Below are 26,455 nucleotides of genomic sequence, written 5' to 3'. Positions count from 1 at the left end.
TCCCAGGAAATAATAAAATCCTTCACAAGCCGTTTAGATAATAATATTTCCTTAAATTTGAGTAATTCAAAAAGAAAAAAATGAAAAATCTTTTTTTAAGTATTTGTGCGGCAGCTGTTCTTGCGTCTTGTGGTACAATGTCCAGCCCTTCCGCATCTAAAGTGGGTAAGGTACAGCCTTCACTGGCCGGTACAAAATGGACGTTGGCAGATAACGTGAAAGGCAAGGTTCCGACCCTTAATATCGATGGTGAAAAGATCAGTGGAAATGGCGGATGTAATAACTATTTCGGAACGGCTAAATTAGATCCTTCCACAGGAGATTTCTCTGCCGGTCAAATGGGGTCTACCAAAATGATGTGCAATAATGTGAGCGTTGAGCAGAACTTTATGGATATGATGGGGAAGGCTAATAAATATGTAGTTTCCGGAACCACTCTGGAACTTTATCAGGACAATCTTCTGCTGTTGAAATTCAATAAAACTGAATAAAAATAAAAAAGGAACTCAATTTGAGTTCCTTTTTTTATGTGTAAGGTAGTTATTATTCTTCCTCTTCTTCGTCGTATTTAGCCAATTCTTCATCGCACCATTTAAACGCAGCTTCTACCACTTTTGTAGCCTCATCTGCCATAGTTTCCTCATCATCGCCTTCCAGATCATCCAGCCACTCAACTTCTTCTTCCTCTACGTTTAAGATAAATCTTGGGTATTCTGTATGAACTACGAATAAATCTTCAGGAAATTCCGAATTGTCTGCTAATAAAAACTTTGGTAATTTCATTTTTTTAATATTTTAACTTTAATCAAAGATAAATAAAATTATTGACTTAAAATTATTTCAAAAACATTTTTGAAACTTTTTCAGCTTTTTTACTTTCTGAATAATCATAGAAACCTTCTCCGGACTTCACCCCAAGTTTTCCGGCCATCACCATGTTTACAAGAAGCGGGTTTGGAGCATATTTAGGATTTTTGAAGCCGTCATACATCACATTAAGAATCGCAAGACAGATATCAAGACCGATAAAGTCAGCAAGCTGAAGAGGTCCCATAGGATGTGCCATTCCAAGCTTCATTACCGTGTCTATTTCTTCTACACCTGCCACACCGTTGTATAGTGTTTCGATAGATTCATTAATCATTGGCATAAGAATTCTGTTAGCCACAAAACCAGGATAATCATTCACTTCCACAGGAACTTTCCCTAATGTTTTGCTCATCTCATAAATGGCATCAAAAGTCTCTTTGGAAGTAGAATATCCTTTGATGATCTCTACCAGCTTCATAATAGGAACCGGATTCATAAAATGCATCCCGATTACTTTATCAGCTCTTTTGGTAGCTGCTGCAATCTTTGTGATAGAAATAGAAGAGGTATTGGTAGCCAGGATACAGTCGGCAGGAGCAAATTCATCCATCTGACCAAAGATCTTAAGCTTCAGGTCCTGGTTTTCAGTTGCAGCTTCCACGATAAGATCTGCGCTTCCGGCAGCTTCTTTAAGTTCTGTGAAAGTGCTGATATTTCCTAATGTTTCAGTTTTTTGTTCTTCTGTAAGGTTTCCCTTTGCAATTATTCTGTCGAGGTTGGTTGTGATTGTTTTAATCCCTCTGTCAAGAGCCTCCCGGGATACGTCTACCAGATTTACTTTGAATCCGCTTTGTGCAAAAGTATGTGCAATACCATTTCCCATGGTTCCGGCTCCAATAACTACAATGTTTTTGATCATTTTTTCTTTTATTTTTTATAGATAGTTAAATTTTAGGTGATTCAGCCTGCCGGCTTTTAATTATTAAGCCGTAAGTCATTTATCTGCTTTAAAAATAAGCTTAATATTTTACTTATTAAAATCATCCCAAACCGCTTTGGAAATATCAGAAACCATTTTACAGTTTACAGCTTCTGTCTCCGTAGAATTGTTTACAAATACGGCAATTGCGTAATGCTTTCCGTTTGGAAGCGTGATGATTCCCATATCATTTTCAGCAATCGTAAGTCCTTTGTTATTTTTTCCTGAAGAGCCTGTTTTATGTGCAACAGGAGTATTTTTCGGAAGCTGCTCAACAATTTTATTGGTTCCTGTTTTCGTTCCGGTCATAATTTGCATCAGATAATCCGTAGACTTTTTGGAAAGCAATTTCCCGTCATAGAACTTTTTCAGGGCCGATACGGCAGAATTGGTCGTACTGTAATTCTCGTAAAGTGATTCCCAGCTTTTTTCATGCATCTCCTGTTCATTGTACTTGACCTGGAAGTCTTTTACCCCTTTGGCATTCATAAACTGCTGTACCGTTTTTGCCCCGCCAATAAGTTTCCAAAGAACATCACACAGGTTGTTATCACTGAAAGCTACCGTATAGTCGATTACTTCATTTAAAGTAATTTCAATATTTCCGGCAGGATACTTTTCCCGGAACGGAGACCATGTTTTTTCCTTCAGATCGGTTTTATGTATGAATACTTTCTGGTTTAATGATAATTTTCCCTTATCTACAAGATCCAAAGCTGCACATGCAATATGAAACTTGAAAACACTTAACATAGGAAGCTTCTGATCCCCGTTTTTACTGTATTGGAAATTATTTTCGAAACCCAGAACAGAAACCCCGACTGTTGCTTTTTTGTTTTGCGTAATTGAATTTATTTTCTTTTCTAAAGCAGATTTCTGTGCAATGGCCAGTGACGAAACCAAAAGAAAGAAAAGACCTATTTTTTTCATAATGCTAAAAGTTAAAAAAGTTTTTTTATTGGAATTATGAAATCAGTTTTACAATTTCAAGGGCAACTTTTAAAGCTTCTGTTCCGTCTTCCAGGGAAACTTCCACATTTTTACCATCCGTAATGGCGTCTGCAAAAGAATTTAATTCATCAAGGATAGCATTATTGGGCTGGATATCCGGATATTCAAACAGGATCTGGTTTTTTTCACCATCAGCATTCTCAATAATCATATCGAAAGGGGTGGGATTTTCAGGAGCGTCTTTCATCCGGATCACTTCTGCTTTTTTCTCAAGGAAATCTACAGAAATATAAGCATCTTTTTGAAAGAAACGGCTCTTTCTCATAGCCTTCATGGAAATTCTGGAAGTTGTAAGATTCGCTACACAGCCATTTTCAAATTCTATCCTGGCATTTGCAATATCCGGAGTTTTACTTACCACACATACACCACTTGCATGAATATTTTTAACCTTAGATTTAGCCATACTCAGCAAAATATCCAGATCATGAATCATAAGATCAAGCACCACAGAAACATCAGTTCCTCTGGGGTTGAATTCCGCCAGCCTGTGAATCTCAATGAACATCGGATTTTTAATATATTCTTTAGTGGCAATAAAAGCCGGATTGTATCTTTCAACATGTCCTACCTGTGCCTTGATACCATTTTCCTGGCATTTGTGAAGAATTTCTTCTGCCTGTTCAAGTGTCTGTGTCACCGGTTTTTCAATGAAAAAATGAAGCTTTTTTTCAATGGCTTTCAGTGCATAATCGTAATGGTAGATCGTAGGAGTTACAATATCCAGCATATCGATCTGCTCAAGAAGTTCATCAAAATTTTCAAAATATTTATATCCGAATTCAGCTTCTATTTTTTTTCCGTTTTCAGTATCTTTATCGTGGAAACCTACCAGCTCGTACTTATCTGACTGGTTAAGAAGTCGTAAATGGATCTTTCCCAGATGTCCGGCACCTACCAAACCTGCTTTTAACATAGATTTTTTAATTTTTGTAAAGATAATAATTTTAGGTATTAAGAAGGAGGTTGCAGATTTTAGGTTGACAAATATTGATAGTTTGTTTACTTTTGTAGAAACTACTGCCCGCAACCTGATAACTATATCTTACTAATGATGCATGATTCGTTTGTACATAAAGGAAAAAGAAAGATTCTTGTCGAATACTTAAGACATAATATAGAAATCTCGGATGAAAATGTACTTTTGGCAATGAGCGAAGTTCCGAGACACCTTTTCATTGAAAGTATTTTCGAAGATTTTGCCTACGAAGACCGGGCGTTTCCCATACTATCACACCAAACCATTTCACATCCCTCAACAGTAGCGGAACAGTCTGAGCTGTTACAGGTGAAGCCAGGTGAGAAAGTGCTTGAAATAGGGACGGGATGCGGATATCAGACCGCCGTTCTATTAGCTATGAAAGCATTGGTGTACACGGTGGAAAGGCAGAAAGACCTTTTTGATTTCTCAAAGAAGAAATTCCGTGAGCTGCATTTGAATCCAAAATTTCAGAGCTTCGGAGACGGTTTTGCAGGACTTCCTACTTTCGCTCCTTTTGATAAGATTATCGTTACCTGTGGTGCTTCAGTTTTACCTACGGAATTATTAAAGCAGCTTAATGTCGGCGGGAAAATGGTTATTCCGTTAGGTCCTACCGATGAGCAGATTCTGTACAGATTTACAAAAACGGCTCCTACACAATTCGAAAAAGAAGAGTTCGGCGCTTATAAATTCGTTCCTATGTTGGGAGATACCAATCATTAACAAATTTTTTAAACCACAAAAGGCACAAAAATTTAGAAGCTCGAAAAATATTAAGTTCACATAAGAAGAAAACCTAAGATTTTAGAAGAACTTAAGTGTACTTTTTCTCGAAATATTAAACTTTAAATAACCAAAGCATTCAAAAATTTTGTGCCTTTTGTGGTTAAATCAATTCAAAGCTTTTATCCATTTTAATAAACTTTAAGACGGCTTCGGAACAGTAATTGGATTCAATGTAAGACCTAATCACTTAAATTTTTATTATTATGGACACGAATAGATTTAAATCATCACATGATTTCAGTAATATTCAGAAAAACCTGCATAATAATCCCGGATACCATACAGAAAGCTATACCCAGCAGGTAAAGGATTATATGAATGATATGAAAAGTAAGAATCAGGAACCTACAAAGCAGGGATTTATGGCTCATACACAGAAATCGGCAAAAGATGTTTGGGAAGAAATTCAGGAAATGGCTTCTCAGGTCTGGGACAAAAATCAGGATCTTTCAGATGAAGATCAATAATTTTTAATTTAAGTTAAAGAACCTCACTTTTTAACAGAAGTGAGGTTTTTTATTGGATATTGTAAACACAGAATTAAATCAAAATAAAATATGAAAGTATTTGTGAGCAAAAGAATTCCGCAAGAAGGAATCAATATGCTGAAAGAAGCAGGACTGGAGGTTTTTATCCCGGAACATGAAAATCTTTCGCATGAAGAATGGCTGATTCACTGTCAGAACAATGATGCCATTCTGAGTGTAGGAGCGGAATTTAAATACGACAAAGATTTCTTTGATCAATGTCCCGATATAAAAACAATCGCTTTATATTCCGTAGGCTTTGATCATGTGGATATTATGGAAGCCAACCGAAGAAATATTCCCATAGGAAATACCCCGGATGTCCTGAGTAAAGCAACTTCTGATGTTGCTTTTTTACTGATGCAGTCTGTAGCCAGAAGAGCAAGCTATAATTTTCAGAAAGTAAAAGACGGCAACTGGGGAGATTTTGATCCGTTACATGCTCTTGGACAGGAATTGTATGGAAAAACCCTGGGAATACTAGGGCTGGGAAGGATTGGCTTCGAAATGGCTAAAAAATCCAGGGCAGCTTTTGATATGAAAATCATCTATCACAACCGTCACAGGAATGAAGAAGCAGAACAGGAGCTGAATGCCGCTTATGTTTCTTTTGAAGAATTGATTGCACAATCTGATGTATTGAGCATTCATGCCAGTTTTACCCCTGAGCAGAAAGACCTTTTCAACGGTTCTGTTTTTGAAAAAATGAAATCTGATGCTATTTTTATTAATACGGCAAGAGGAGGTTTTCAGAATGAGAAAGATCTTTATGAAGCTTTGACTGAAAAAAAGATCTGGGGTGCCGGTTTAGATGTAACCAATCCGGAACCTATGTCTAAGGAAAGTCCGCTGCTGGAGCTTTCAAATGTCTGTGTACTTCCGCATATAGGTTCTGCTACCATTGAGGCCAGAACAGGAATGGCAAAGATTGCGGCTGAAAATATCATCGCTTTTTTTAAAGGTGAAAAAATTCCATATTGTGCCAATCCGGAAGTATATTCCGGGAAAAATTAACGGACTTGGAATTATTTTTGTTCGATATTGATAAACCCCTAAATACAAAATATTATGATACCTGAAAATAATAAGAACGAGCAAAACAGAAAACTGGAGCAGATGGATTACAATCCCAATGAAGATATATTCAATAAGGAACCCCACATTCCGCTTGATGGTGACGGAAACCCTATACTAAATGAAATGGATGATGATAAGCTGGATAAAGGACTTGATATCCCGGGAGCCGAAGATGATGATGACATGGAAGAAATAGGTTCCGAAGATGAAGAAAATAATTACTGGAGCTTAAGCGACAATGATGACGACCACGAAGAGGAAAATGACGATGTTTTAACCTGAATCGAGGTATTACAATAAAATATAATAACCTTACTGATTGATTTTCAGTGAGGTTTTTTATTTTTGAAAACCCTTTGTCTTCCCGGGAGTACATTCCCCTCCTCTGGAGGGGAATTTTCACCGGTATGTTTTCAAATTAAGGATAATTTACAAAATATAGAATGATCATATTGCCAAATCAGCACATCAACCTTGCCTATATTTCCTAATTTGAATATCTTTAAAACTTCAAACAATTCATTCTAAACATTGAACTTTAAATAGCAATATGACATTTCAAGAACAGATACAGCAGGGGATTCCGGATCAGCTGCCACAGCCTAAACCGTACGAAACCAATATCAACCATGCACCGAAGCGTAAAGAAATTTTAGGAGAGGAGGAGAAAAAACTTGCTCTTAAAAATGCATTGCGTTATTTTGATCCTAAGTTTCATGCGGAGCTGCTGCCTGAATTCAAGGAAGAATTAGAGAAATACGGGAGAATCTATATGTACCGTTTCCGTCCGGATTATGAGATGAAAGCGAGAGGGATTGAAGAATATCCCGGAAAATCCGAGCAGGCAAAAGCCATCATGCTGATGATCCAGAATAACCTTGATTATGCTGTAGCGCAACATCCTCATGAGCTTATTACGTATGGTGGGAACGGAGCTGTTTTTTCCAACTGGGCCCAGTATCTTCTGACGATGAAGTATCTGTCTGAAATGACGGATGAACAGACTTTAACCATGTATTCAGGGCACCCGATGGGATTATTTCCGTCCCATAAAGATGCGCCGAGAGTTGTGGTAACGAATGGAATGATGATTCCGAATTATTCCAAACCGGATGACTGGGAGAAATTCAATGCTCTGGGTGTTACCCAATATGGGCAGATGACGGCAGGAAGCTATATGTATATTGGGCCGCAGGGAATTGTTCACGGAACAACCATCACTGTTCTGAACGCTTTCAGAAAAATAAATAAGGAGCCTAAAGGCGGTCTGTTTGTGACCTCAGGATTGGGGGGAATGAGTGGTGCACAGCCAAAAGCAGGAAATATTGCAGGCTGCGTTACCGTATGTGCAGAAGTGAACCCTAAAATTACCAGAATCCGCCACGATCAGAAATGGGTGAATGAAATTCATGAAAACCTTGATGAACTGGTACAAAGAGTAAAAACAGCCCAGGAAAATAAAGAAACCGTTTCTCTGGCTTACCTCGGAAACATTGTTGAGGTTTGGGAAAAATTTGATGAGAAGAATTTAAAGATAGATATAGGATCAGACCAGACGTCCCTTCACAATCCGTGGGCGGGCGGTTATTATCCGGCAGGGCAGAGCTTTGAGGAATCCAACAGGATGATGGCTGAAGATCCTGAATTATTCAAAGAGAAAGTTCAGGAAACGTTAAGAAGACATGCAGCTGCTATCAATAAACACACCCGGAAAGGAACCTATTTCTTTGATTATGGAAATGCCTTTTTACTGGAAGCTTCCAGAGCGGGGGCGGATGTGATGGCAGAAAATCCTAGTTTGGGAAGAGAGTTCAAATACCCAAGCTATGTTCAGGATATTATGGGGCCTATGTGCTTCGATTATGGTTTTGGGCCGTTCCGTTGGGTATGTACAAGCGGAAAGCCGGAAGACCTTCAGAAAACAGATGATATTGCCTGTGCTGTTTTGGAAGAAATGGTAAAAAATTCCCCTGAAGAGATCCAGCAACAGATGAAAGACAATATTCAGTGGATTAAAGGGGCTCAGGAAAATAAACTGGTAGTAGGTTCCCAGGCGAGAATCCTGTATGCAGATGCAGAAGGTAGAATGAAGATCGCCGAAGCCTTCAACAATGCCATTAAGAACGGAGAGATTGGTCCGGTGGTTTTAGGAAGGGATCATCATGATGTTTCCGGTACAGATTCGCCTTACAGAGAGACTTCCAACATTTATGACGGTTCAAGGTTTACAGCAGATATGGCCATTCACAATGTAATTGGTGACAGCTTCCGCGGAGCTACATGGGTTTCTATCCATAATGGTGGCGGAGTAGGCTGGGGCGAAGTAATTAACGGTGGCTTCGGGATGCTGCTGGATGGCAGCGCAGATGCCGGCAGAAGATTAAAATCTATGCTCTTCTGGGACGTAAACAACGGAATCTCAAGAAGAAGCTGGGCCAGAAATGAAGGCGCTGTTTTCGCTATTAAAAGAGCTATGGAAGCAGAACCGAACCTGAAAGTGACGCTTCCGAATTTTGTGGATGAGGGTTTGTTTTAAATAAAAAATTTATCATAAGAAAGAACTTTGCTGTATTGGTATAGCAAAGTTTTTTTATTTTTATCTCCAACTTAAACCTTGAATATTTGAAAAAATATACAACTCAACTTATTAAGAAACAGTTTGCCTTAATTTCAGAGGATAAAAAAGAGATCGGAAGAATTGTAGAAATGAATAAGATCTTTTATTCAGAGCACTATATTATTTTTAATTCCAGAAGTTATGATATAAAAAATGTTGGCTTTCTAAAGAATGATGCGGAGCTTTTCAATTCCAAAGGAGTTATTTATTTTACGGACTTACAAAAAGAAAGAATTATAAAATCCGGAGAAAATGTTAAGATCTACAATTTCAAATTGAGTAAAACAAATCAATTATTCGAAAAAGGAAATCTGTTAATAGAAATTAAGGAAGAAAAGAATAAGGTTTTTTATATTGAGAGTGATGATTCTGTTGATGATTTGCTAATATTGTTTTTCTTACATTATTCTACACAAGAGTTTAATTCTATTGGAGGAGATGGGGATTAGATTATTGGTGAAAATTTCTTGGATGATAGTTTTGTTTTAAAACTTTTTAGATATAGAAAAACCTGCCGAGAGGTGGATTTTATTATGTAGATTACTTACAAAAATTTAGACATATTTTAACTTTTTGCAGTTTGAATTAATTTTTTCAATGGCTAAAATAAATTCAGAAGTATCTAAGAAGTAACTTGGGTAAGCTTTTTTTAAAGTTCGTATTGATGAAGCTGATACTAAGACTACGGCATTTTCATTTTCATTAATAGTTTTTTCAAGTCTTAAATACTCATTTGTTGCAGTTTCAAATTGTTGCTTGTTATAAATTTTAATATTTACTGACATTGATATAATATTTATATTTAGCAAATAATAGTCACCAGGAAATTTATCCTTTTCAATTCTATTACTTGAAACTCTTATAGCTTTTAGTTTTGTTAAAATGTTTAATTCACCACAATACTTATAACATTGAACCATTAACTCTTGCATTGTTAGTTCTTTATGTTCTTCCATAACCGGAAGCTCTTCTTTAATAGCAAAAAGAGAGCTTACAATTTTAAAAAAGTCTAGCCATTTATCAGGACCTTGATTTGATTTTAAAGATGTTTTTGTAATTATTCCTGCAGTTTCTACCGCAGTTGCCCAATTATGCTGAAGTTTTGTTCTGATTTGTAATTCTAATTTTAAGCCGTCATACATTTCCTTATTAGAAGAATATTTATATATATAATGTATGCTTCTATATCCAGTGTGTTTAGGATTTTGGATATAGTCAACAACTTTCTCAAGCTTATGATGACTTTTTTGATGACGCAAAGCATTGTCAAGATTTTTTAAATCTTGTACATCTTTTAGAACTGATCTAAAGCCACCAATATCTTGCATTCCTCCTAAGCCCATGCTAGGATTTAGATCTAATTTATACTCAATGGAACTTAATCGTTTTAATCTTTGAGAAACTAAGTTAGGCTCAATATTATTTTCTTTAAGAGTTCTTAATAGCTTATTTTTTAAAATTATTAAAGGAAGAAGATGGCTTGTTCTCCATTTATTTATTATATTTAATGCATCTTCAATTTCCTTACTAGATTTGGATGTCATTAGCTTTTCTCCTGCTTTAGTAATTTGTTTTCTACTATATTTCATTTTTGAGATAAAGAATAGTTTCAAATATATAAAAATAAAATTACTCACACTTACGGGAACCCATAATCCCAAATACCCTTGTTTCACCCCAAAAACTTTTTACAAAACGTTAAAACACCCCTGTTTATAGCCAAATACAATTTACATTTGGGAAAAACAATGGTGTTTGGAGCTAACTATAAATTACTTTTGTTTCCAATTCCCAGTGGGGGAAATATCCGGTAATTGTTGGGTATCCTTTGCTTTCCACATTGAAGGCTGCAAAGAACTCTTCTATGGTAAACAAAAACGATCTGGAAAAGATAGAGTAAGAGGCATTGATAAAGGAAATCAATCTTTTATGAGTATTGGGATAAAGCTGGGATGATGTATAGGTTTTAACCACAGATTACACAGATTTGCACAGATGTTTATGTTATATTTATTGAACTTTTTAAAATTATGCGTAATCATCCGTGTAAATCTGTGTAATCTGTGGTTAATAAAATTTGTTTCTTAAAAAAATTGACAGTGCGAAATAACACCTAACGACCAAATAAAAAACTCAGCAGATAGCTGAGTTTTATTTTTTTGAACTATTAAAAAAGTTTAAAAAGATAATTTTACTTTCTTTTGGTCTTTTGGAGTTCTTCTTCCAGTCTTTGGTTTTCTTTTTTCAGAAGCTGTATAAGATCCCTCTGAGTTTCCAAAAGATATTCAGGAACATTACAATAATAATTTCCACTTACGTTTCCTATATTGTTGCTGTTCGTATTGTTATCAAAATGATTGATTTGTGAAACTTCCTCATTATTGTCTTGATAAATTTCTTCTAAGGGAACTTCCAGAAAACGAGCAATCTTGTCCCATTCTTCCTTTCTTATGGATACATCTCCGGATTCTTTTCTGCTATAGTTGGAAACATCTGTTGCAATAATGTCTGCAATCTGCTGCTGTGTAAAACCTTTTCTTTTTCTTACGTCGCGTAGTTTTTCTTTTTGCATAGCTGTATTTTATACAAATATGCAAAATATTACCCAAAAAAAACAGGTGTTGGCTGTTTTATTAGCTTTGGATAATGCTGTTTTTTTATTATACGGCTCTTAAGAAATATTTGGTAGGTGTTTTTCCTCCCTTTCCACTTGCAAATCTGGTATGGGGCTCATTTTTCTGATTATCCACAATAACCATTTCATCGTTACCTTTTCGTTCTACTACAAGATAAATATGGTCGTATCCATGATTTGGAATTGTTCCGCATGTAGTTCCTATATCCCCGCTTTGCTGGGAACCATTGGGTATTACTCCCCAGTTTCTTTTTTTGCGGAGAATATTTGTTAATTCAATTGCCATGTAGATATCCTTTACGGGAATTCCAGCGTCCTGCAATATCAGCGAAAGGGTTATTGCACAGCCGTTTGTAGGATATTTATCGCCATCGTACACCAATAATTTTTTTGCGGCCCTGTTTTGTATATCCTTCAGGCTTTTAAAATTATTAGCCGGGTTTGAAGCAATATGCACCAGATCATTTATGTGTTGTGAATCATTAGATACAGGATTCTCCGTATTGTCGGCCACAATGGGTTCTACGGAAAGGAAGCTTTTAAATTCTTCTACAGAATTCCGGCTTACATGTGAAATAACCATATTCTTGTTTTTCACGGTTCCGCACCAGGTGGTATCAAACCTGAACAGCCTTGCACAATATTCCACAGCAAGTTTATGATTGGATTTCATTGCCGTGATAAACGTTTCTACATCATGCCTGCCTTCATGCTTATCGAGACATTCTTGCAGGCTTTTGTCCGTCGACATAGAATCGAACGAAACCTGAAATGCACCGGTTTCTTCTGCTATTTTTTTGAACTTCGATTTTGGCTTTCCTGTATCCACGCCCTCATTCCAATCCCAGTCCGATTCAAAAGCGGCTACAACCCGCAGAACCTCACACATTACCGCTTTTCTGTGAAGCAGATCCGCGTAAGGGCCTAATACGCCATTCATTACACTGTAAATATCATATTTGTCATTTCGTGAAAAGACATCATTGGGAAGGGCCTCAATAGTATCAACCAATGTGTCAAGAAATTCAGTTGGTGGTTTGCCGTGTTGTTCGCTAATAGCTTTTAGACAGGCATTGTAATTGTATTTGCTCATATCATAAAGTATTTAATGGTTACAGTTAGTTTTTAGCTTCCGTACTGCCTGATCGGCAATAAGATTGGCTTCATATCAAATATAAAAAAACTGTTTAATAATGACCTCAGTGTTTATACGGAAATTATTTGCTGAGTGAAATACTTTTTCAATTGTAATTAAAAATTTAACGGTTTCAGTATTAAGTTTTCATAGAAATTTATAACATTTTTCCAACCTTTCAGGCAGCTTCAGCATCTTTATATCAAAAGATCATATGAAAATCACTATACCAAAGCCATGTCACGAAAGCTGGGAAACAATGACACCCGAAGAAAAAGGAAGGTTCTGCTCCGTTTGCTCAAAAACTGTCCGGGATTTTACCGTTGCTTCCGACCAGGAAATAATAGATGCTTTTTCCGATTCTTCAAAGGAAATTTGTGGAAATTTTTATGAATCACAGTTAAATAGAAACTTACAGTACTCTTATATCAATTCAGTTTTTGTAAAGTTTGCATTAGGTTTTGTTCTTACAACAGGAGGCTTGGTTTCCGTACATGCTCAACAAAATACAAATAAGGATACTTTAAGGGCTGAAAAAATGGAGGAAGTTATAGTTACTGCACTTAATCACCAAAAAAGTCAAAGAATGCTTGGATCAACAACAGTGGTTCCTGCATCTGCATTAAATGCTAAAGAAGATAAACCGGAAGAAATTGTATCAAAAATTCAGGGAATAGTCAGTAGTCCAATGCCGGTAGATAATCAGCCGATAAGAATTGGAGGAGCAAATTCCAGTGTGAGGAAAGATCAGGAACCTTTGGTGGTTATGAACGGCAAAATAGCCAGTTTAAAAGATTTACAGGAAACAGATCCCAATGCAATAAAAACCATGAGAATTCTGAAAGATGCAGCTGCCACTTCAATCTATGGTTCAAAAGCACAAAATGGAGTGATCATATTGACCACGAAAAAGAAATGGAGAATGAAGAAATAAAAAGTTTTCGGGCGATCGAAGATCGCCCGAAAACTTTTTATAAAGAAAGCATAAGCTTATTTTTTTACAGCTGCAATTGCTGCCTCATAATTCGGTTCATGCGAAATATCAGCAACTTGCTCCTCATAAACAATCTTTCCTGAAGGATCAATTACAACAACGGCTCTGCTCAAAAGTCCCTTCATTACAGAATCTGTGATTTCCACGCCATAGGTTTTTCCAAAATCCGAACGGAAATCCGAAAGCATTACAACATTCTTGATTCCTTCAGCACCACAAAATCTTTTCTGCGCAAAAGGAAGGTCTTTGGAAATACAAAGCACAACCGTATTGGGGATATTGCCCGCATCTTCATTGAAATGATGCACAGAAGCTGAACAAACACCCGTATCTACACTCGGAAAAATATTAAGGATAACATATTTTCCTTTATAAGAATCCAAAGTCTGGTCCTTCATGGTAACATCTGTAAGGGTAAATTGGGGAGCGGCTTTATTTACCGCAGGTAATTTTGCATAGGTATGTACAGGTTTTCCTCCCATCAAAACCGTATTTTGAGCAAAAAGAAATGTTGAGAAAAGAAATAATGTACTGAAAATTATTCTTGAAAACATAAGTTTTATTTTTAAACAAAATTATTCTTTTTTTCACTTGCTGAGATTAATTTTAATTTAAAGACCCGTTAAATAGAGCAAATCTATCAAATGTCTATTTTTTTTACCAACTGTAACATCTACCTTTATTCTGTAAAAGATGAAATTTTACATTCAATTCATCAACAAAATAAAAATTTATGGATTCAGTAAACAAACCGTTATTTCAGGATATTTTTAAAAGCGAAAATGAGATTCCCGAAGAATATAAAGTTCCCGAGATTCATCAGAAGGTCTATCTGCTTAATGGAGAACTTATAGAATGGAAAGGAGAGGTGCAGAATATCTATTCACCGGTATGTATTCCTATGGAAAACGGGTTGCAGAGAAAACTTTTGGGTAGTATCCCGAATATAGGTCCCAAAGAAGCGATGGATGTTCTTGAAGCCTCCGTTAAAGCTTATGATAACGGTCTTGGAGAATGGCCGACAATGTCCGTGGAAGGGCGCATCAAATGTATGCAGAAATTTGTCTATCTGATGATCCAGCAGCGTGACCTGGTTATTAAGCTGCTGATGTGGGAAATTGGTAAAACACTGGCGGATTCAACCAAAGAATTTGACCGTACGGTAGATTACATCAATCAAACTATTGATGCGCTGAAAGATCTGGACAGAGAATCATCCCGTTTCCAACAGGCTGAAGGAACCATAGCACAGATCAGAAGAGCACCGCTTGGGGTGGTTCTGAGTATGGGGCCTTTCAATTATCCATTAAACGAAATTTTTACTACGCTGATTCCCGCTTTGATCATGGGAAATACCATCTTATTCAAACTTCCGAAGCATGGTGTTCTGGCCCATTATCCGTTATTGAACGCCTTTAAAGAAGCCTTTCCGAAGGGAACCGTAAATACCCTTTACGGAAAAGGTTCGGAAATTATCACCCCGATCATGGAAAGCGGAAAAGTGAATGTTCTGGCCTTTATAGGATCCAGTAAAGTAGCCAACGGACTGAAAAAGCTGCATCCTAAAGTGAACCGCCTACGTGCTATTCTCAGCCTTGATGCTAAAAATGCGGCTATTGTAACCAAAAATGCCGATCTGGATGTTGCAGTAAATGAATGTATTCTTGGAGCCCTGTCATTCAACGGGCAACGGTGTACCGCATTGAAGCTGATATTTGTGCAGAAAGAAATTGCTGAAGAATTTACTCAGAAATTAAGTGCTGCCGTTTCAGCAATGAAGCCGGGTCTTCCATGGGAAAAAGATGTAAAAGTGACCCCGCTCCCAGAAGTGAATAAACCGCCTTATCTGAAAGAATGTATTGAGGATGCTTTGACAAAAGGTGCGAAAGTTTTAAATGAAAACGGAGGCTTCACAGAAGAATCTTTTGTATTTCCTGCAGTGGTTTATCCTGTTAATAGCGACATGAAGCTGTATCATGAAGAGCAGTTTGGACCGGTAATTCCCGTGGTGCCGTTTGAAGATATCGAAGAGCCTATTGATTACCAGGTAAATGCTTCGCATGGGATGCAGGTAAGTATTTTCAGTGAAGACCCGCAGGAAGTTTCCAGGCTGATTGATCCTTTTGTGAACCTTGTAAGCCGTGTCAACATCAATTGCCAGGCACAGCGAGGCCCAGATGTTTTTCCATTCACAGGAAGAAAAGACAGTGCAGAAGGCACGCTTTCTGTTTTTGATGCGCTCCGTTCATTTTCAATCAGATCCCTGGTAGCTGCAAAACTGACGGATTCCAACAAGAAACTATTAAATACCATTGTGAGAGAACATGATTCTAATTTTTTAAGCACCGACTATATTTTCTAGGCTGATTTTTTCTCTATTTAACATAAAATAATAATCCTCAATAAATTTCTTTATTTTTTGAGGATTTTGTATTTTGAGACGTGGAGTTTTTAGTTTTGTGTTAAAAAAGTGGTGTTTTTGATTAAAATGCTGCTTTATGAATAGAGTTTCAATGATGTCTTTAATGGAAAAAGAATTTTTGGAGAAAATTGAAAAACATAAAGGTGTTATTTTCAAGATCTCTAAAATGTATATGGACGATCGGGATGATCAAAGTGATCTTTATCAGGAGATCATTTATCAGGCCTGGAAATCATACGGCGATTTCCAAAGAAGAAGCGACTTTTCAACATGGCTCTACAGAACTGCACTAAATACAGCGATCGTATTCCTGCGTAGCGAAAAAAAACGTAGTTTTATACAAAACCAGGGAATAGAGAATCTTGTTGTTCCTCAGGAATCCTACAATGATACAGATGACAGGAATATGAAGTTGATGTATGAGGCTATTCACCAGCTGAGTCCTATAGACAAAGCACTTATTTTTTTCTTTTTGGAAGATTTTTCAGGTAAAGAGATTGCCGGGCAATTGGGTATAACCGAAGTAAACGCCCGTGTAAAGCTGAACAGAGCTAAGACAAAATTAAAGGAAATCATTGAAAAGCAAAAAAAATAAACAGATTTAAAACAAAACAGATGGAGTTAGATAATTTTAAAGAACTTTGGAATAAGGATAACAGGGAAGATCTGCCTGAAATCTCCCTGGAAAAGCAGCGTGAGATTCATTCACCGATGCAGATGCTGAGGATCAATATGAAAACGGAATTCTGGTTAATGGTAATTACCATGCCTACGCTTCTGATAGGTTTTCCGTTTGCCTCCGGGGATGCGAATATTGTTATTATATCAGCTTTTGTAGTGGTGCTTACCCTTGCTTTCATTATTTACTTTTATTCCCGTTTCCTCAAACTTTATAAAATTCTCCGTAAAAGCGGAATTAATACAAACTATGATCTGTTTAACCTTAAAACACAGCTTTTAATATCGAAAGAAATCTACATTGCCTATTATATTTCCTACATTCCGTTAGCTTTTCTGTTATCTCTCATCAAGATCAATTTTCATTTTGAAATAGAATACAATCTTGCCATTTTTGGCATCAGCTTTATGATTACCTTGATGTTGGTCTGGTTCATTATAAAATATTGGATCTACTATATGTACGGGAGGTATATAGAAGATGTAGTACGCCTGGTAGATGAACTAAACGGACTGGAAGTAGAGCCTAAAAAAGTAAGGCAGAATTCATGGTTTGAGCGTTCCCAGAGATTTTTCATGAATAAATTCGGGCTCAACGGAAATATTCTGAATACCGTTATATGGTTTGTTTCTGTGTATATTTTTATTGTAGTGTTTTTAACGCTCCTTCTCCTGCTTTTCATCATTATCGGGGTAAAACTTGATTTCATTGATATCCAGTCACTTCAAAAGGCACTGAACAGTTTGAACTAAAAACTTATCTTTATAATATTTCAATTTATAAGCTAAATCCTGACGGAAATTTTCTGTCAGGATTTTTTACTAAAATATTTGATAAGCATAGCATTGCTGAAAGTAGCTGTTATAAAGGATTTATGAATATTATGAAAATAAAGGAAATGAAATTTCACTTTTTAGTGTAAATTTTTCTCAAAAAAGTGTAACATTTTTACTTTTTTTCTACTAACTATTAGAAATATAAAATGTTAGTATCGTATTTGTGATTGCTCAAATTAAAACTGACTGTTCAATTTTAATCAGTAAATACTTCAAACAGTAGTTTATTGATTAGAAAACTATTTCATACAAAAGATCTGTTTTTTCATAAACAGATGCGGAGTAGAGCTTAAAAAAACACACAATGGAACCCGGCAGGAAATTTCTGTCGGGTTTTTTATTTTTAAGAAATATCTGTAACATTTTTTTACATTTAAAACTAACTCTACAGAGCCCGGAATCATGAACTCATTAGAGCAGGAATTTTTAGATAAAATTGAAAAACATAAAGGAATCATTTTCAAGATTTCTAAAATGTACATGTCCGAAAAAGAAGACCGCAATGATCTTTTTCAGGAAATAACCTATCAGATCTGGAAAGCATATCCTCATTTCAGAGGGGAAAGCGAATTCTCTACATGGCTGTACAGAATTGCTCTCAATACAGCAATCATTTTTCTGAAAACCGAGAAAAAAAGAAGCTTTATCTCCAATGAGGATTTTTCCGGTTATAAAATTATTCAGGATGATTATGACTATGGAAAGGAAGAAAAATTAGCACAGATGTATGAAGCAGTCCGGCAGCTGAACTCCATAGATAAAGCATTCATTTTTTATTACCTGGAAGATTTTTCGGGGAAAGAGATTGCTGAACAGATGGGAATTTCCGAAGGCAATGCAAGAGTGAGAATGAACCGTGCAAAAAATAAACTTAAGGATATTTTAAACTCAAACAAATCATAATTTTTAAATCAGTACCAATGAATATAGATGAATTAAAAAATATATGGAATGAAGATGTTTCTCAGGAAACACCCGAAATAAGTATTGAACAGAGAAATAAAATCAACCTTCCGCTGGAAAAAATGCGTAAAAATATGCGCATGGAATTTTGGTTGATGATTGGAATCTTTATTTTTTCATTTATAGTATGTGCATTCTGCAGGCCTTTTAAATTCCAGTTTTATATTACGGTTCTGGTAGCATCAATGCTTGTTGTTACGATTTTCTTTTTCAGTAAATTTTTCAGGCTTTATAATGATATCAGCAATCCTATGCTCAAAACCTACGATTCTTTAAAAGATCTCGTTATGCAGGTTAACCTCAATAAGCAGTACTATCTGTCGTATTATCTGAGCTTCGTCCCTTTTATAGTTTGCGAAATGATTATTGTTATAGAATTTATACCGTGGCCGCAACCCATGAGTGAAACAAAAACTGCCGTGATCCTGATAAGCTCAGTAACGGCAGGGCTTTTTGCCCTGTTTATCAGTGGAAAGTTCTGGTTTTACCGTTATTACGGAAGATATATTGTACACATAGAGAACCTTTTGAAAGAATTAAAAAAGTAAAATAGTTTCGGCGGGCTGAAAGCCCGCCGAAACCTTATAAACTATTTATCGGCTTCCTCCTTTGCAATTTCTTTTTTCACCCATTCCAGCTGCGGATCTTTTTTATTGATGATGTCCTGCATGCTTTCAGTGATGGTGACATCTGGCAAAACTCCTCTTTTTGTGTTCACAAAATCAATGTTGGGCTGTACCAAAAGCAGTCCAATAGGGAAATTAATCTTTGAATGAGGCAGTTTCTGGTAAGAATAAAATCCGGCTACTGTTCCGTCATTTGCACCTCCTGTTTCTTCACCAACCAGGGTTGCCCGTTTGTCGTATTTCAGTTTTGCAGTGATAATCGAAGAGGCGGAAAAGCTTCCTCCGTTGATGAGTACAAACACTTTGCCTTTGAAAGCATCTTTATGAGGTTTTGTGGGCTTATCAGCCTTCATTCTGTAATATATTTTTCCATCTTTTTTATAAGTACTGAAGGTTTGTGCAAATACATATGTGGGATAGGCAAGGCTTTTAAAAGCATACTGGAAAGGGCTGCTTTTCCTGAAATAGTTGGTTTTTAGCGGACTGATCCTTGAAGTAAGCTGTGAGGGTTTTATCAGAACATAAGGTTCCGGGGCCAGGTAAGAATACAGATTGTTGATTTCGTGCAAAGATCCTCCGTAATTATTGCGGACATCTATGATTAAATATTTGGCTCCCGCATTTTTAATTTTAGCAAAGGTTTCCCTGTAAAACTTATCCGAATAATCGCTTGAAAAACTCTTTATTTTTAAGTAAGCGGTTGTGCTGTCTTTGTCCAAAAATTTAAAATTCCGGTTATAGGAATTACTGAAAGCTACATAATCATTGACTTTCCTTTCCGGGGTTCGTTTTTCCTGTTCCTTGTCTTTTTCCAGGTCGTTTTTGGATTTGGATTCCCGGTGAAGGGTATAATTCTGGCTTTTACCGTTATACAAAGTTTCCAAACATGCTGTATCTGCAAATCCGTTTTCAGCAGTATAAAAATTGAAAAAGACATCCTTCAGAAAATACGGATAAAAAGTAGTGTTATAACCATCGCTGCTAATGAGTTCACGGTATTTCTTTATATATTCGGATACGGGGATGTTATTGATTGACAGAACTTCGGTTCCCGGCTTTATATTCTCTATTGAATCCTTATTCTGAACTATGAATAAATGATTATCTTTTATGTAATACTCAAAACGGCTGAACATTCCCTTTTTATGTTCAAGAGCCTTAATTTGCTTTCCTGAAAACTTTTGTCTGGGAATTCTCAGTGACAGGTGCCCTTCACGGATATCGGCAATCACAGGCTGCAATTTAAAATAAAACTGAAGCGGGGTTAGAGGCTGGTTGATAGTTTGCTTAAGGCTGTCGAATTTATGGTCAAGATCCTTTTTGGAAATATACCAGTAAAGCTGGGGATGCATTTTTTGAAGCTTCAGATAAGCATAATCTATATCTTCCTTAAGCTCTTCAGGACTAATGCATGCAGTCCTCTGTTCATTATGCCTCCTGATTGATGCACATGAAGAGAGTGCTGCGGCCAGCAGTATGATCGAATAATTTTTCAACGTATTTTGAATTTTTTCAATCTACTAAATTAAAAAAGATTAAAAATATTCTGGTTTAAATAAATGCTAAATTATTCAGAATGTTTCATAAAAATGTTCTGTATTTATAGATTCATTTACTTAATAAGATAATTAAGATCCTGAAAAATTACCGTATCATTCCAGATTACGTAATTTTTTTACAACTTCTTACTATCAAAAGGTAGTTGGAACTTTTAATTGCCAAAAGCAATTTGATATTCAAATTAAATTAAAAAAACAGCTGTATTTTCATGTCAGTCTAAAAGTCAATACCTTTGAGGTTTATTTGATGAAGATGATATATTTGATTTTAGCAGCTGCCGTTTTGGTTGCCGTTTATCTATGGGTTATGAATCTGCCCGCTTTTGGATCAGAACCGAAAGGCAGAAGGCTGCAGCGTATAAAACAATCCGGGCTTTATAAAAATAAAAGATTTCAGAACATAAATCATACACCTTCCATCGCAGAAGGATATAGTACTATAAAAGTAACTTATGATTTCATGCTGGGAAAGAAACATCCCTTACTGAAACCTTTGAAGGATATTCCTTCTGTTCATACGGATTTAAGAAATATTCAGAAAAATCAGGACGTTTTCATCTGGTTGGGGCACTCATCCTATTACCTGCAGACGGACGGTGTTTCCTTTCTTGTAGATCCTGTTTTGAGTTTATATGGTTCCCCGTTTAAATATTTCAATAAAGCTTTTAAAGGCTCAGATGTATTTACACCGGAAGATATTCCCGATCTGGATTATCTGGTTATTACACACGATCATTTCGATCATCTGGATTATCCAACGGTGAAGGCAGTTAAAGACAGAACAGGAATGGCTGTTGTACCTTTAGGGGTTGGGGCACATCTGGAAAAATGGGGATACAGTGAAGAAAATTTAATCGAGGAAGAATGGGGAGCAAAAGTGCTTTTAAAAAATGACCTGAAAATCACTTTTACACCGGCAAGGCATTTTTCAGGAAGAAAAATAAAGCAGAATAATACATTGTGGACATCCTATGTTTTGGAAACTCCCACAAAAAAAATATTTCTGGGTGGCGATAGCGGCTACGATTCCCATTTTAAAAATATTGGAGAGCAGTTTGGCCCTTTTGATTATGCAGTTCTTGAAAACGGGCAGTATGATGAAGCCTGGCGGTATATCCATGCGTTGCCGGAAGATGTTATTCAGGCTGCTTCTGATCTTAAGGCTGAACATATTATTCCTGTACATTCTTCAAAATTTGCGCTGGCTCTTCATCCCTGGAATGAACCACTTCAAAAAATAACAGGTTTAGGAAAAGAAAAAGGACTTAGTATACTTACCCCGATGATTGGGGAAGTCGTTAATATGAATCAATCGCACCATAGTTTCAGGGAGTGGTGGGAGGCATAATTCAGGCATGCCAGATGTCTTTGTATCTTGCAGGATGATTTTCAAACTGCTGGCGTACAAAATCACATTCAGGATCTACCAAAAGATCTTTTTCTTCGGAATAACGCACCAGTTCATCAAGAAGAAGTTTCGCGTACCCATGACCTTCGCGTTCCTCAATAATTTTAGTATAATAAACAATCAGCAGTCTTCCGTCAATTTTTATAGACATATATCCTGCTTTTTGTCCGTCAATCAGCAGTTGCAGCTCGTCCTGATATGGTGATATCTCAAACTTTATATTTTCCATAATAATTAAAATTTAGTTGGGTTAAACAGCCTGCTTCATTTAATCCATAGCATTTGATAATCTGGCGACATCACAATCCTCCCGGATTTATACTTATCACTCTTAAAATTACGAATTAAAATAATACAAAACACAGGTTTTGGGGAATCTTAACTAATTTTAAACTCTTTTATATTCAAAACTGACTCTCACAACGAAGTGATAAGATTGGGCTGTATACGTTTGAAATTATACTTATTAATAATGAATAATTCACTGTTGTTATGAGTAAACCCTTCATGAAAACTTTTTTTTTATCATGTGAAATGCAATCTGGTTGATATTTGTGTTCAGATTATCAATTAGTTATGCTTTGTTTAACAAAAATTGGGAATGCATATAAAAAGCTTGGCATTTTAATTGACTCAACTAAAACAGTTTAACTTTAAAATGAGCTAAAGAGATGAAAAAAATATTAATCGCATTCATGCTTGCAGGTACATTTGGCCTCACTTATGCACAATCAGATTATTACAACGATTACAGAAGAAGTATTACAGACATCAACTGGCAGACAGTAGCTACAGACCTTCTGCTTTCTGTGGCACAGACCAATCAACTGAATGCTCTAAACGACAGATATCATGATTATGATTCCTGGAACAGGGTATACGTAAGCAATCCGGACCGATGGAAAGAAGACCGTTATTCCGAAATAGAAAAAATACTGGGAAGAGAAAAATATGGTAAGTTTAAAAAGAAATACTACAAAGGACAGAACCCTGTAGCCGTTTACAACCAAAATAAAAACAATTACAAGAAATATAAAGGCCAGAAATCCAAAGCATATAAAGCAGAGAAGAAAAATAACGGACATCATCACTAAACCAGTTGTCAATTATATATTTAATTTAAATGACCGGCACCTGCCGGTCATTTTTATTTTCCGTGGCAGGAATATTTTATTTGTTTGAATTTTATAACTTAGCAGTATGGAATCTAAAGAAACAATAAAAGGATTTTACTTACGTAACGCCTCTATGGAAAGGGTAGATGCTATTACAACTCCCGGTGTAGGACATTTCAATGTTTTTTCGCGTGAAAGCTGTTCACTGTTAACCCCTTACAGCAGGAGGGATTATTACAAAATCTCGCTCATCATAGGAAAAGGAAAACTCCATTATGCAGACAAATGGATCCATGTAGACCGCCCTGCACTTTTGTTCTCAAATCCGGTGGTTCCATATTCCTGGGACGCAGACGATGAAGACCAGACGGGATGGTTCTGCCTTTTTACAGACCAGTTTCTTCAGAATGGAACACGTCTCGGAAACCTTTTGGATTCACAGCTCTTTAAAATAGGAGGAACCCCGATTTTCTTTGTTGATGAAGAACAGCAAAAAGTGATCTCGGAACTCTTTATCAAGATGATGACAGAAATTCAGAGCGAATATCTCCACAAATACGATATGCTTCGTGCCTGCCTTCATCTTATGATTCATGAAACCATGAAAATGCAGCCCGCAGAAAATTTTGAATCTTATCAGAATGCTTCCCAAAGAGTTGCATCACTGTTTATGGAACTGTTGGAAAGGCAGTTTCCTATAGACAGCCCCGAAGCATTTCTGAAACTGAAAACTCCTAATGACTATGCCCAGAGTCTTTCGGTGCACGTGAATTCTTTAAACCGTGCTGTAAAAGAAATGACGGGGAAAACAACCAGCCAGCAGATTGCTTCACGGGTTATTCAGGAAGCCCATGCTTTGCTTAAGCATACCGACTGGAACATCTCCGAGATTGCCTATGGATTAGGCTTTGAAGAACCTGCTTATTTTACCAATTTCTTTAAAAAACAAACCGGCTTGGCTCCCAATTCTGTAAGAACAGCATCTGTTTGAATTTTATAATTCTTAGTTTGAATTCTATATTCCATTCATTCCGTTCTTGTTCTAATTTTGTTTCATCAATTTAAAATCACAGCAATTATGAAATTCAGAAAATTAGGAAACACAGGAGAGCAGTTATCTGCAATAGGTTTAGGATGTATGGGAATGAGCTTTGCATATGGACCGGCGGATGAGCAGGAAAGCATCAGCACCCTTCATAAAGCATTGGACTTAGGAATCAATTTCTGGGATACCGCAGATATGTATGCCGCAGGAGAAAATGAAAAACTCATTTCAAAAGTACTGGTTCCGAACAGGGATAAGATCTTTATTGCTACCAAATTCGGATTCAGGTTTAAAGATGGAAAAGCAAGCCACAGCGGTTCCCCGGGAACTTATTTTGACGGTTCTCCGAAATGGATCAGACAGGCTGTTGATCTGAGCCTTCAGAGGCTTAAAATCGATACCATTGATCTTTATTATGCCCACAGAGTAGATCCGAATATTCCGGTAGAAGAAACTGTAGGAGCAATGGCAGAATTGGTTAAAGAAGGAAAAGTAAAATATCTCGGACTATCAGAAGCCTCTGCCGAATCCATCAGAAAAGCAAACAAAATTCACCCGATAACGGCATTGCAGTCAGAATATTCTATCCTTACCAAAGATGTGGAAAACGAAATACTTCCAACGATCAGAGAGCTGGGTATTACCTTAGTGCCTTATTCTCCGTTGGCAAGAGGACTTTTTGCCAATATCAACGAAGTACAGAATTTTGGGGATGAAGATTTCAGAAAGTCACTGCCGCGTTACCAGGCGGAATATTTGGAAAATAACAGGAATCTTGCAAGAGAAATCAATGAATTTGCAGAGTCCAAAGGCGTAAAAGGAACTCAGCTTGCCTTAGCCTGGGTACTGAACCAGGGTGAAGACATCATTCCGATTCCGGGAACCAAGAGAATTAAATATCTTGAAGAAAATATTGAAGCTATAAATATTGACCTGTCACCGTCAGATCTTGAAACAATAGATGCACTTCTGAAAAAATACCCTAACGTAGGGGAAAGATATACCGAAGGCTCCATGAAATTAGTAAACAATTAAATCTCCAGCTTCCTGATTCCTGAATATCATTTGGGGATCAGGAAGTTAAAAAAACACATTTGATTATGAACAGAAGAGAACTTTTAAAAAACGGACTGATGGCCGGAGCATTAAGCTTTGTTCCGTTTTCCGATGTTTTTGCAGGCACTAAAATTTCTTCATCACGCATTGAAGATGACCTTTCAGCCTTTAAAAAGATAAAATTTGGAGAGCTTGAACTCTTTATTCTTACGGACGGATATATTCGCGAGAAAAGCATTGAAACATTTGCCCCGAGAGCAGATGTACCTCAGTTAAAGGCAATTCTAAGGGATAATTTCCGTTCGGATGATTATATAGACATGGCCATGAACCTGATGCTTGTCAAAACAAAAAACAGGCTGATTCTGCTGGATACCGGAATGGGCATTTTTGCAGATGAAAGAACCGGATTTATTCTGAAAAGCTTGCAAAAGGCCGGATTTTCTCCAAAAGATATCACGGATATTTTTATCTCTCATGCCCATCCTGATCACATTGGTGGAGTAGTAGATAAACAGAATAACCTGGTTTTCCCCAATGCAGATATCTATATTTCAAAGATTGAATATGATTTCTGGCTTCAGACTTCCATTAAAGATTTTAAAAACAGTTTTCTGAAAAATCAGCCGGAATTCCTTAACCAGATTATTCCGCCCATTCAGAATATCCTGAAAACAATCCGCCCAAAGCTGAAATTCTATGACTTTAAAAAGCCTTTGTATGATCATTTCAGTTTTCAGCTGGCTCCGGGACATACCCCGGGTCTTACGGTTATGAGTATTTCTTCGGGTAATGAAAAGCTTATGTATATTGCAGATCTGATCCATTCTGACGTTATTCTTTTCCCACATCCTGAATGGGGATTTTCGGGGGATACGGACCTGGATATTGCTACAGAATCCCGCAGAAAATTACTTCAGCAACTGGCGGAAACTAAAACCAAAGCTTTTGCCTATCATCTTCCGTGGCCGGGACTTGGCTTCACAAAGAAGAAAGATAATGCTTATGAATGGATTCCGGAGAGCTTTATGAATTAATATCCGGATGAGTTATATATGAAACTTACATTTTCTGCAACATAGTTTTCAATAATAAATCCTCTCATTTCCGGGAGGATTTGTTTTTATTAAAAGTCCCCAACCAAAGTAATGACGTGATAAGTAGAAAATGAAAAAGTAATTACCTGATTGGGG

The 26,455-nt window shown here is 36.6% G+C and carries 29 protein-coding genes; 18 read left to right on the top strand and 11 right to left on the bottom strand.

Annotated features, from left to right (window positions below; genetic code table 11):
* Positions 1-80 precede the first annotated feature (80 nt).
* On the top strand, positions 81-491 hold the full coding sequence (locus tag HNP36_RS07515; RefSeq protein ID WP_184158870.1) for an META domain-containing protein: 411 nt from the start codon (positions 81-83) through the stop codon (positions 489-491).
* A 52-nt stretch (positions 492-543) separates the two neighbouring features.
* On the opposite strand, the gene HNP36_RS07510 is transcribed toward HNP36_RS07515, so the two are convergent.
* The 4 genes from HNP36_RS07510 to HNP36_RS07495 form a co-directional block, all read right to left on the bottom strand.
* Complete coding sequence (locus HNP36_RS07510) at positions 544-783, bottom strand: hypothetical protein (RefSeq protein WP_007845674.1); 240 nt, start codon at positions 781-783, stop codon at positions 544-546.
* 52 nt (positions 784-835) lie between these two features.
* Entirely contained in the window at positions 836-1,726 is an 891-nt protein-coding gene (locus tag HNP36_RS07505; RefSeq protein ID WP_184162180.1) for a 3-hydroxybutyryl-CoA dehydrogenase, read from the bottom strand.
* Between the two features lie 111 nt (positions 1,727-1,837).
* A complete protein-coding gene (bla-A, locus tag HNP36_RS07500; protein ID WP_184158871.1) occupies positions 1,838-2,719 on the bottom strand; it encodes a CGA/CIA family class A beta-lactamase in 882 nt (293 codons plus the stop codon).
* 34 nt (positions 2,720-2,753) lie between these two features.
* Positions 2,754-3,716, bottom strand: a complete 963-nt coding sequence (locus HNP36_RS07495; protein ID WP_184158874.1) for a Gfo/Idh/MocA family protein — start codon at positions 3,714-3,716, stop codon at positions 2,754-2,756.
* Positions 3,717-3,854: 138 nt separating this feature from the next.
* Between HNP36_RS07495 and HNP36_RS07490 the strand changes: the two genes are divergently transcribed.
* From HNP36_RS07490 to HNP36_RS07465, 6 genes are all read left to right on the top strand, one after another.
* Positions 3,855-4,505, top strand: a complete 651-nt coding sequence (locus tag HNP36_RS07490; protein ID WP_184162183.1) for a protein-L-isoaspartate(D-aspartate) O-methyltransferase — start codon at positions 3,855-3,857, stop codon at positions 4,503-4,505.
* Between the two features lie 266 nt (positions 4,506-4,771).
* Positions 4,772-5,035, top strand: a complete 264-nt coding sequence (locus tag HNP36_RS07485; protein WP_184158876.1) for a prevent-host-death protein — start codon at positions 4,772-4,774, stop codon at positions 5,033-5,035.
* A gap of 90 nt (positions 5,036-5,125) precedes the next feature.
* Positions 5,126-6,109 (top strand): 2-hydroxyacid dehydrogenase, encoded by a 984-nt coding sequence (locus HNP36_RS07480; protein ID WP_184158878.1) that lies wholly within the window; start codon positions 5,126-5,128, stop codon positions 6,107-6,109.
* A gap of 54 nt (positions 6,110-6,163) precedes the next feature.
* Entirely contained in the window at positions 6,164-6,454 is a 291-nt protein-coding gene (locus tag HNP36_RS07475; protein WP_184158880.1) for a hypothetical protein, read from the top strand.
* A 268-nt stretch (positions 6,455-6,722) separates the two neighbouring features.
* Positions 6,723-8,708 carry a urocanate hydratase gene (locus HNP36_RS07470; RefSeq protein ID WP_184158882.1) on the top strand — a complete coding sequence of 662 codons (1,986 nt, stop codon included), beginning with the start codon at positions 6,723-6,725 and terminating at the stop codon, positions 8,706-8,708.
* A gap of 86 nt (positions 8,709-8,794) precedes the next feature.
* Positions 8,795-9,238 (top strand): hypothetical protein, encoded by a 444-nt coding sequence (locus HNP36_RS07465; RefSeq protein ID WP_184158884.1) that lies wholly within the window; start codon positions 8,795-8,797, stop codon positions 9,236-9,238.
* Positions 9,239-9,343: 105 nt separating this feature from the next.
* Here the strand turns inward: HNP36_RS07465 and HNP36_RS07460 are convergent, their stop codons facing one another.
* The 4 genes from HNP36_RS07460 to HNP36_RS07445 form a co-directional block, all read right to left on the bottom strand.
* Positions 9,344-10,378 (bottom strand): RelA/SpoT domain-containing protein, encoded by a 1,035-nt coding sequence (locus HNP36_RS07460; protein WP_184158886.1) that lies wholly within the window; start codon positions 10,376-10,378, stop codon positions 9,344-9,346.
* A gap of 172 nt (positions 10,379-10,550) precedes the next feature.
* Positions 10,551-10,763: a hypothetical protein gene (locus HNP36_RS07455; RefSeq protein WP_184158888.1), complete on the bottom strand. Its 213-nt coding sequence runs from the start codon at positions 10,761-10,763 to the stop codon at positions 10,551-10,553.
* Positions 10,764-10,980: 217 nt separating this feature from the next.
* Positions 10,981-11,361, bottom strand: coding sequence for a helix-turn-helix transcriptional regulator (locus tag HNP36_RS07450; protein WP_184158890.1), 381 nt, complete (start codon positions 11,359-11,361; stop codon positions 10,981-10,983).
* 88 nt (positions 11,362-11,449) lie between these two features.
* Positions 11,450-12,517 carry a hypothetical protein gene (locus tag HNP36_RS07445; protein ID WP_184158892.1) on the bottom strand — a complete coding sequence of 356 codons (1,068 nt, stop codon included), beginning with the start codon at positions 12,515-12,517 and terminating at the stop codon, positions 11,450-11,452.
* 256 nt (positions 12,518-12,773) lie between these two features.
* Here HNP36_RS07445 and HNP36_RS07440 point away from each other — a divergent pair, with 256 nt between their 5' ends.
* Positions 12,774-13,493, top strand: a complete 720-nt coding sequence (locus HNP36_RS07440) for a TonB-dependent receptor plug domain-containing protein (RefSeq protein ID WP_184158894.1) — start codon at positions 12,774-12,776, stop codon at positions 13,491-13,493.
* A gap of 56 nt (positions 13,494-13,549) precedes the next feature.
* Here HNP36_RS07440 and tpx read toward each other — a convergent pair whose 3' ends face one another.
* Positions 13,550-14,107, bottom strand: a complete 558-nt coding sequence (gene tpx / locus HNP36_RS07435) for a thiol peroxidase (RefSeq protein ID WP_184158896.1) — start codon at positions 14,105-14,107, stop codon at positions 13,550-13,552.
* A 179-nt stretch (positions 14,108-14,286) separates the two neighbouring features.
* On the opposite strand from tpx, the gene HNP36_RS07430 reads away from it, so the two are divergent.
* The 5 genes from HNP36_RS07430 to HNP36_RS07410 all read left to right on the top strand — a co-directional run bounded on the left by HNP36_RS07430 (position 14,287) and on the right by HNP36_RS07410 (position 19,001).
* Positions 14,287-15,915 carry an NADP-dependent glyceraldehyde-3-phosphate dehydrogenase gene (locus tag HNP36_RS07430; RefSeq protein ID WP_184158898.1) on the top strand — a complete coding sequence of 543 codons (1,629 nt, stop codon included), beginning with the start codon at positions 14,287-14,289 and terminating at the stop codon, positions 15,913-15,915.
* A 154-nt stretch (positions 15,916-16,069) separates the two neighbouring features.
* Positions 16,070-16,570 (top strand): RNA polymerase sigma factor, encoded by a 501-nt coding sequence (locus tag HNP36_RS07425; RefSeq protein ID WP_184162186.1) that lies wholly within the window; start codon positions 16,070-16,072, stop codon positions 16,568-16,570.
* Positions 16,571-16,590: 20 nt separating this feature from the next.
* Positions 16,591-17,406 (top strand): hypothetical protein, encoded by an 816-nt coding sequence (locus HNP36_RS07420; RefSeq protein WP_184158900.1) that lies wholly within the window; start codon positions 16,591-16,593, stop codon positions 17,404-17,406.
* A 486-nt stretch (positions 17,407-17,892) separates the two neighbouring features.
* The gene (locus HNP36_RS07415; protein ID WP_184158902.1) at positions 17,893-18,393 is read left to right on the top strand and encodes an RNA polymerase sigma factor; all 501 of its coding nucleotides are present in this window, start codon (positions 17,893-17,895) and stop codon (positions 18,391-18,393) included.
* Positions 18,394-18,410: 17 nt separating this feature from the next.
* Positions 18,411-19,001, top strand: coding sequence for a hypothetical protein (locus tag HNP36_RS07410; RefSeq protein ID WP_184158904.1), 591 nt, complete (start codon positions 18,411-18,413; stop codon positions 18,999-19,001).
* Positions 19,002-19,042: 41 nt separating this feature from the next.
* Here HNP36_RS07410 and HNP36_RS07405 read toward each other — a convergent pair whose 3' ends face one another.
* On the bottom strand, positions 19,043-20,575 hold the full coding sequence (locus HNP36_RS07405) for a S41 family peptidase (RefSeq protein WP_184158906.1): 1,533 nt from the start codon (positions 20,573-20,575) through the stop codon (positions 19,043-19,045).
* Between the two features lie 316 nt (positions 20,576-20,891).
* Here HNP36_RS07405 and HNP36_RS07400 point away from each other — a divergent pair, with 316 nt between their 5' ends.
* Positions 20,892-21,986: an MBL fold metallo-hydrolase gene (locus HNP36_RS07400; protein WP_184158908.1), complete on the top strand. Its 1,095-nt coding sequence runs from the start codon at positions 20,892-20,894 to the stop codon at positions 21,984-21,986.
* Position 21,987: 1 nt separating this feature from the next.
* Here the strand turns inward: HNP36_RS07400 and HNP36_RS07395 are convergent, their stop codons facing one another.
* Complete coding sequence (locus tag HNP36_RS07395; protein WP_184158910.1) at positions 21,988-22,275, bottom strand: GNAT family N-acetyltransferase; 288 nt, start codon at positions 22,273-22,275, stop codon at positions 21,988-21,990.
* Positions 22,276-22,717: 442 nt separating this feature from the next.
* Between HNP36_RS07395 and HNP36_RS07390 the strand changes: the two genes are divergently transcribed.
* The 4 genes from HNP36_RS07390 to HNP36_RS07375 all read left to right on the top strand — a co-directional run bounded on the left by HNP36_RS07390 (position 22,718) and on the right by HNP36_RS07375 (position 26,299).
* Complete coding sequence (locus HNP36_RS07390; protein WP_184158913.1) at positions 22,718-23,140, top strand: hypothetical protein; 423 nt, start codon at positions 22,718-22,720, stop codon at positions 23,138-23,140.
* A 106-nt stretch (positions 23,141-23,246) separates the two neighbouring features.
* Entirely contained in the window at positions 23,247-24,152 is a 906-nt protein-coding gene (locus HNP36_RS07385; RefSeq protein ID WP_184158915.1) for a helix-turn-helix domain-containing protein, read from the top strand.
* Between the two features lie 87 nt (positions 24,153-24,239).
* Positions 24,240-25,241, top strand: coding sequence for an aldo/keto reductase (locus HNP36_RS07380; protein ID WP_184158917.1), 1,002 nt, complete (start codon positions 24,240-24,242; stop codon positions 25,239-25,241).
* Between the two features lie 65 nt (positions 25,242-25,306).
* A complete protein-coding gene (locus tag HNP36_RS07375) occupies positions 25,307-26,299 on the top strand; it encodes an MBL fold metallo-hydrolase (RefSeq protein ID WP_184158919.1) in 993 nt (330 codons plus the stop codon).
* The last annotated feature ends 156 nt before the right edge of the window (positions 26,300-26,455 follow it).

Origin of the sequence: Chryseobacterium shigense (assembly GCF_014207845.1) — a bacterium.
Classification (GTDB): Bacteria; Bacteroidota; Bacteroidia; order Flavobacteriales; family Weeksellaceae; genus Chryseobacterium; species Chryseobacterium shigense_A.
Note: the sequence above shows the minus strand (reverse complement) of the source record. Positions and strands in the feature narration are given on the sequence as shown.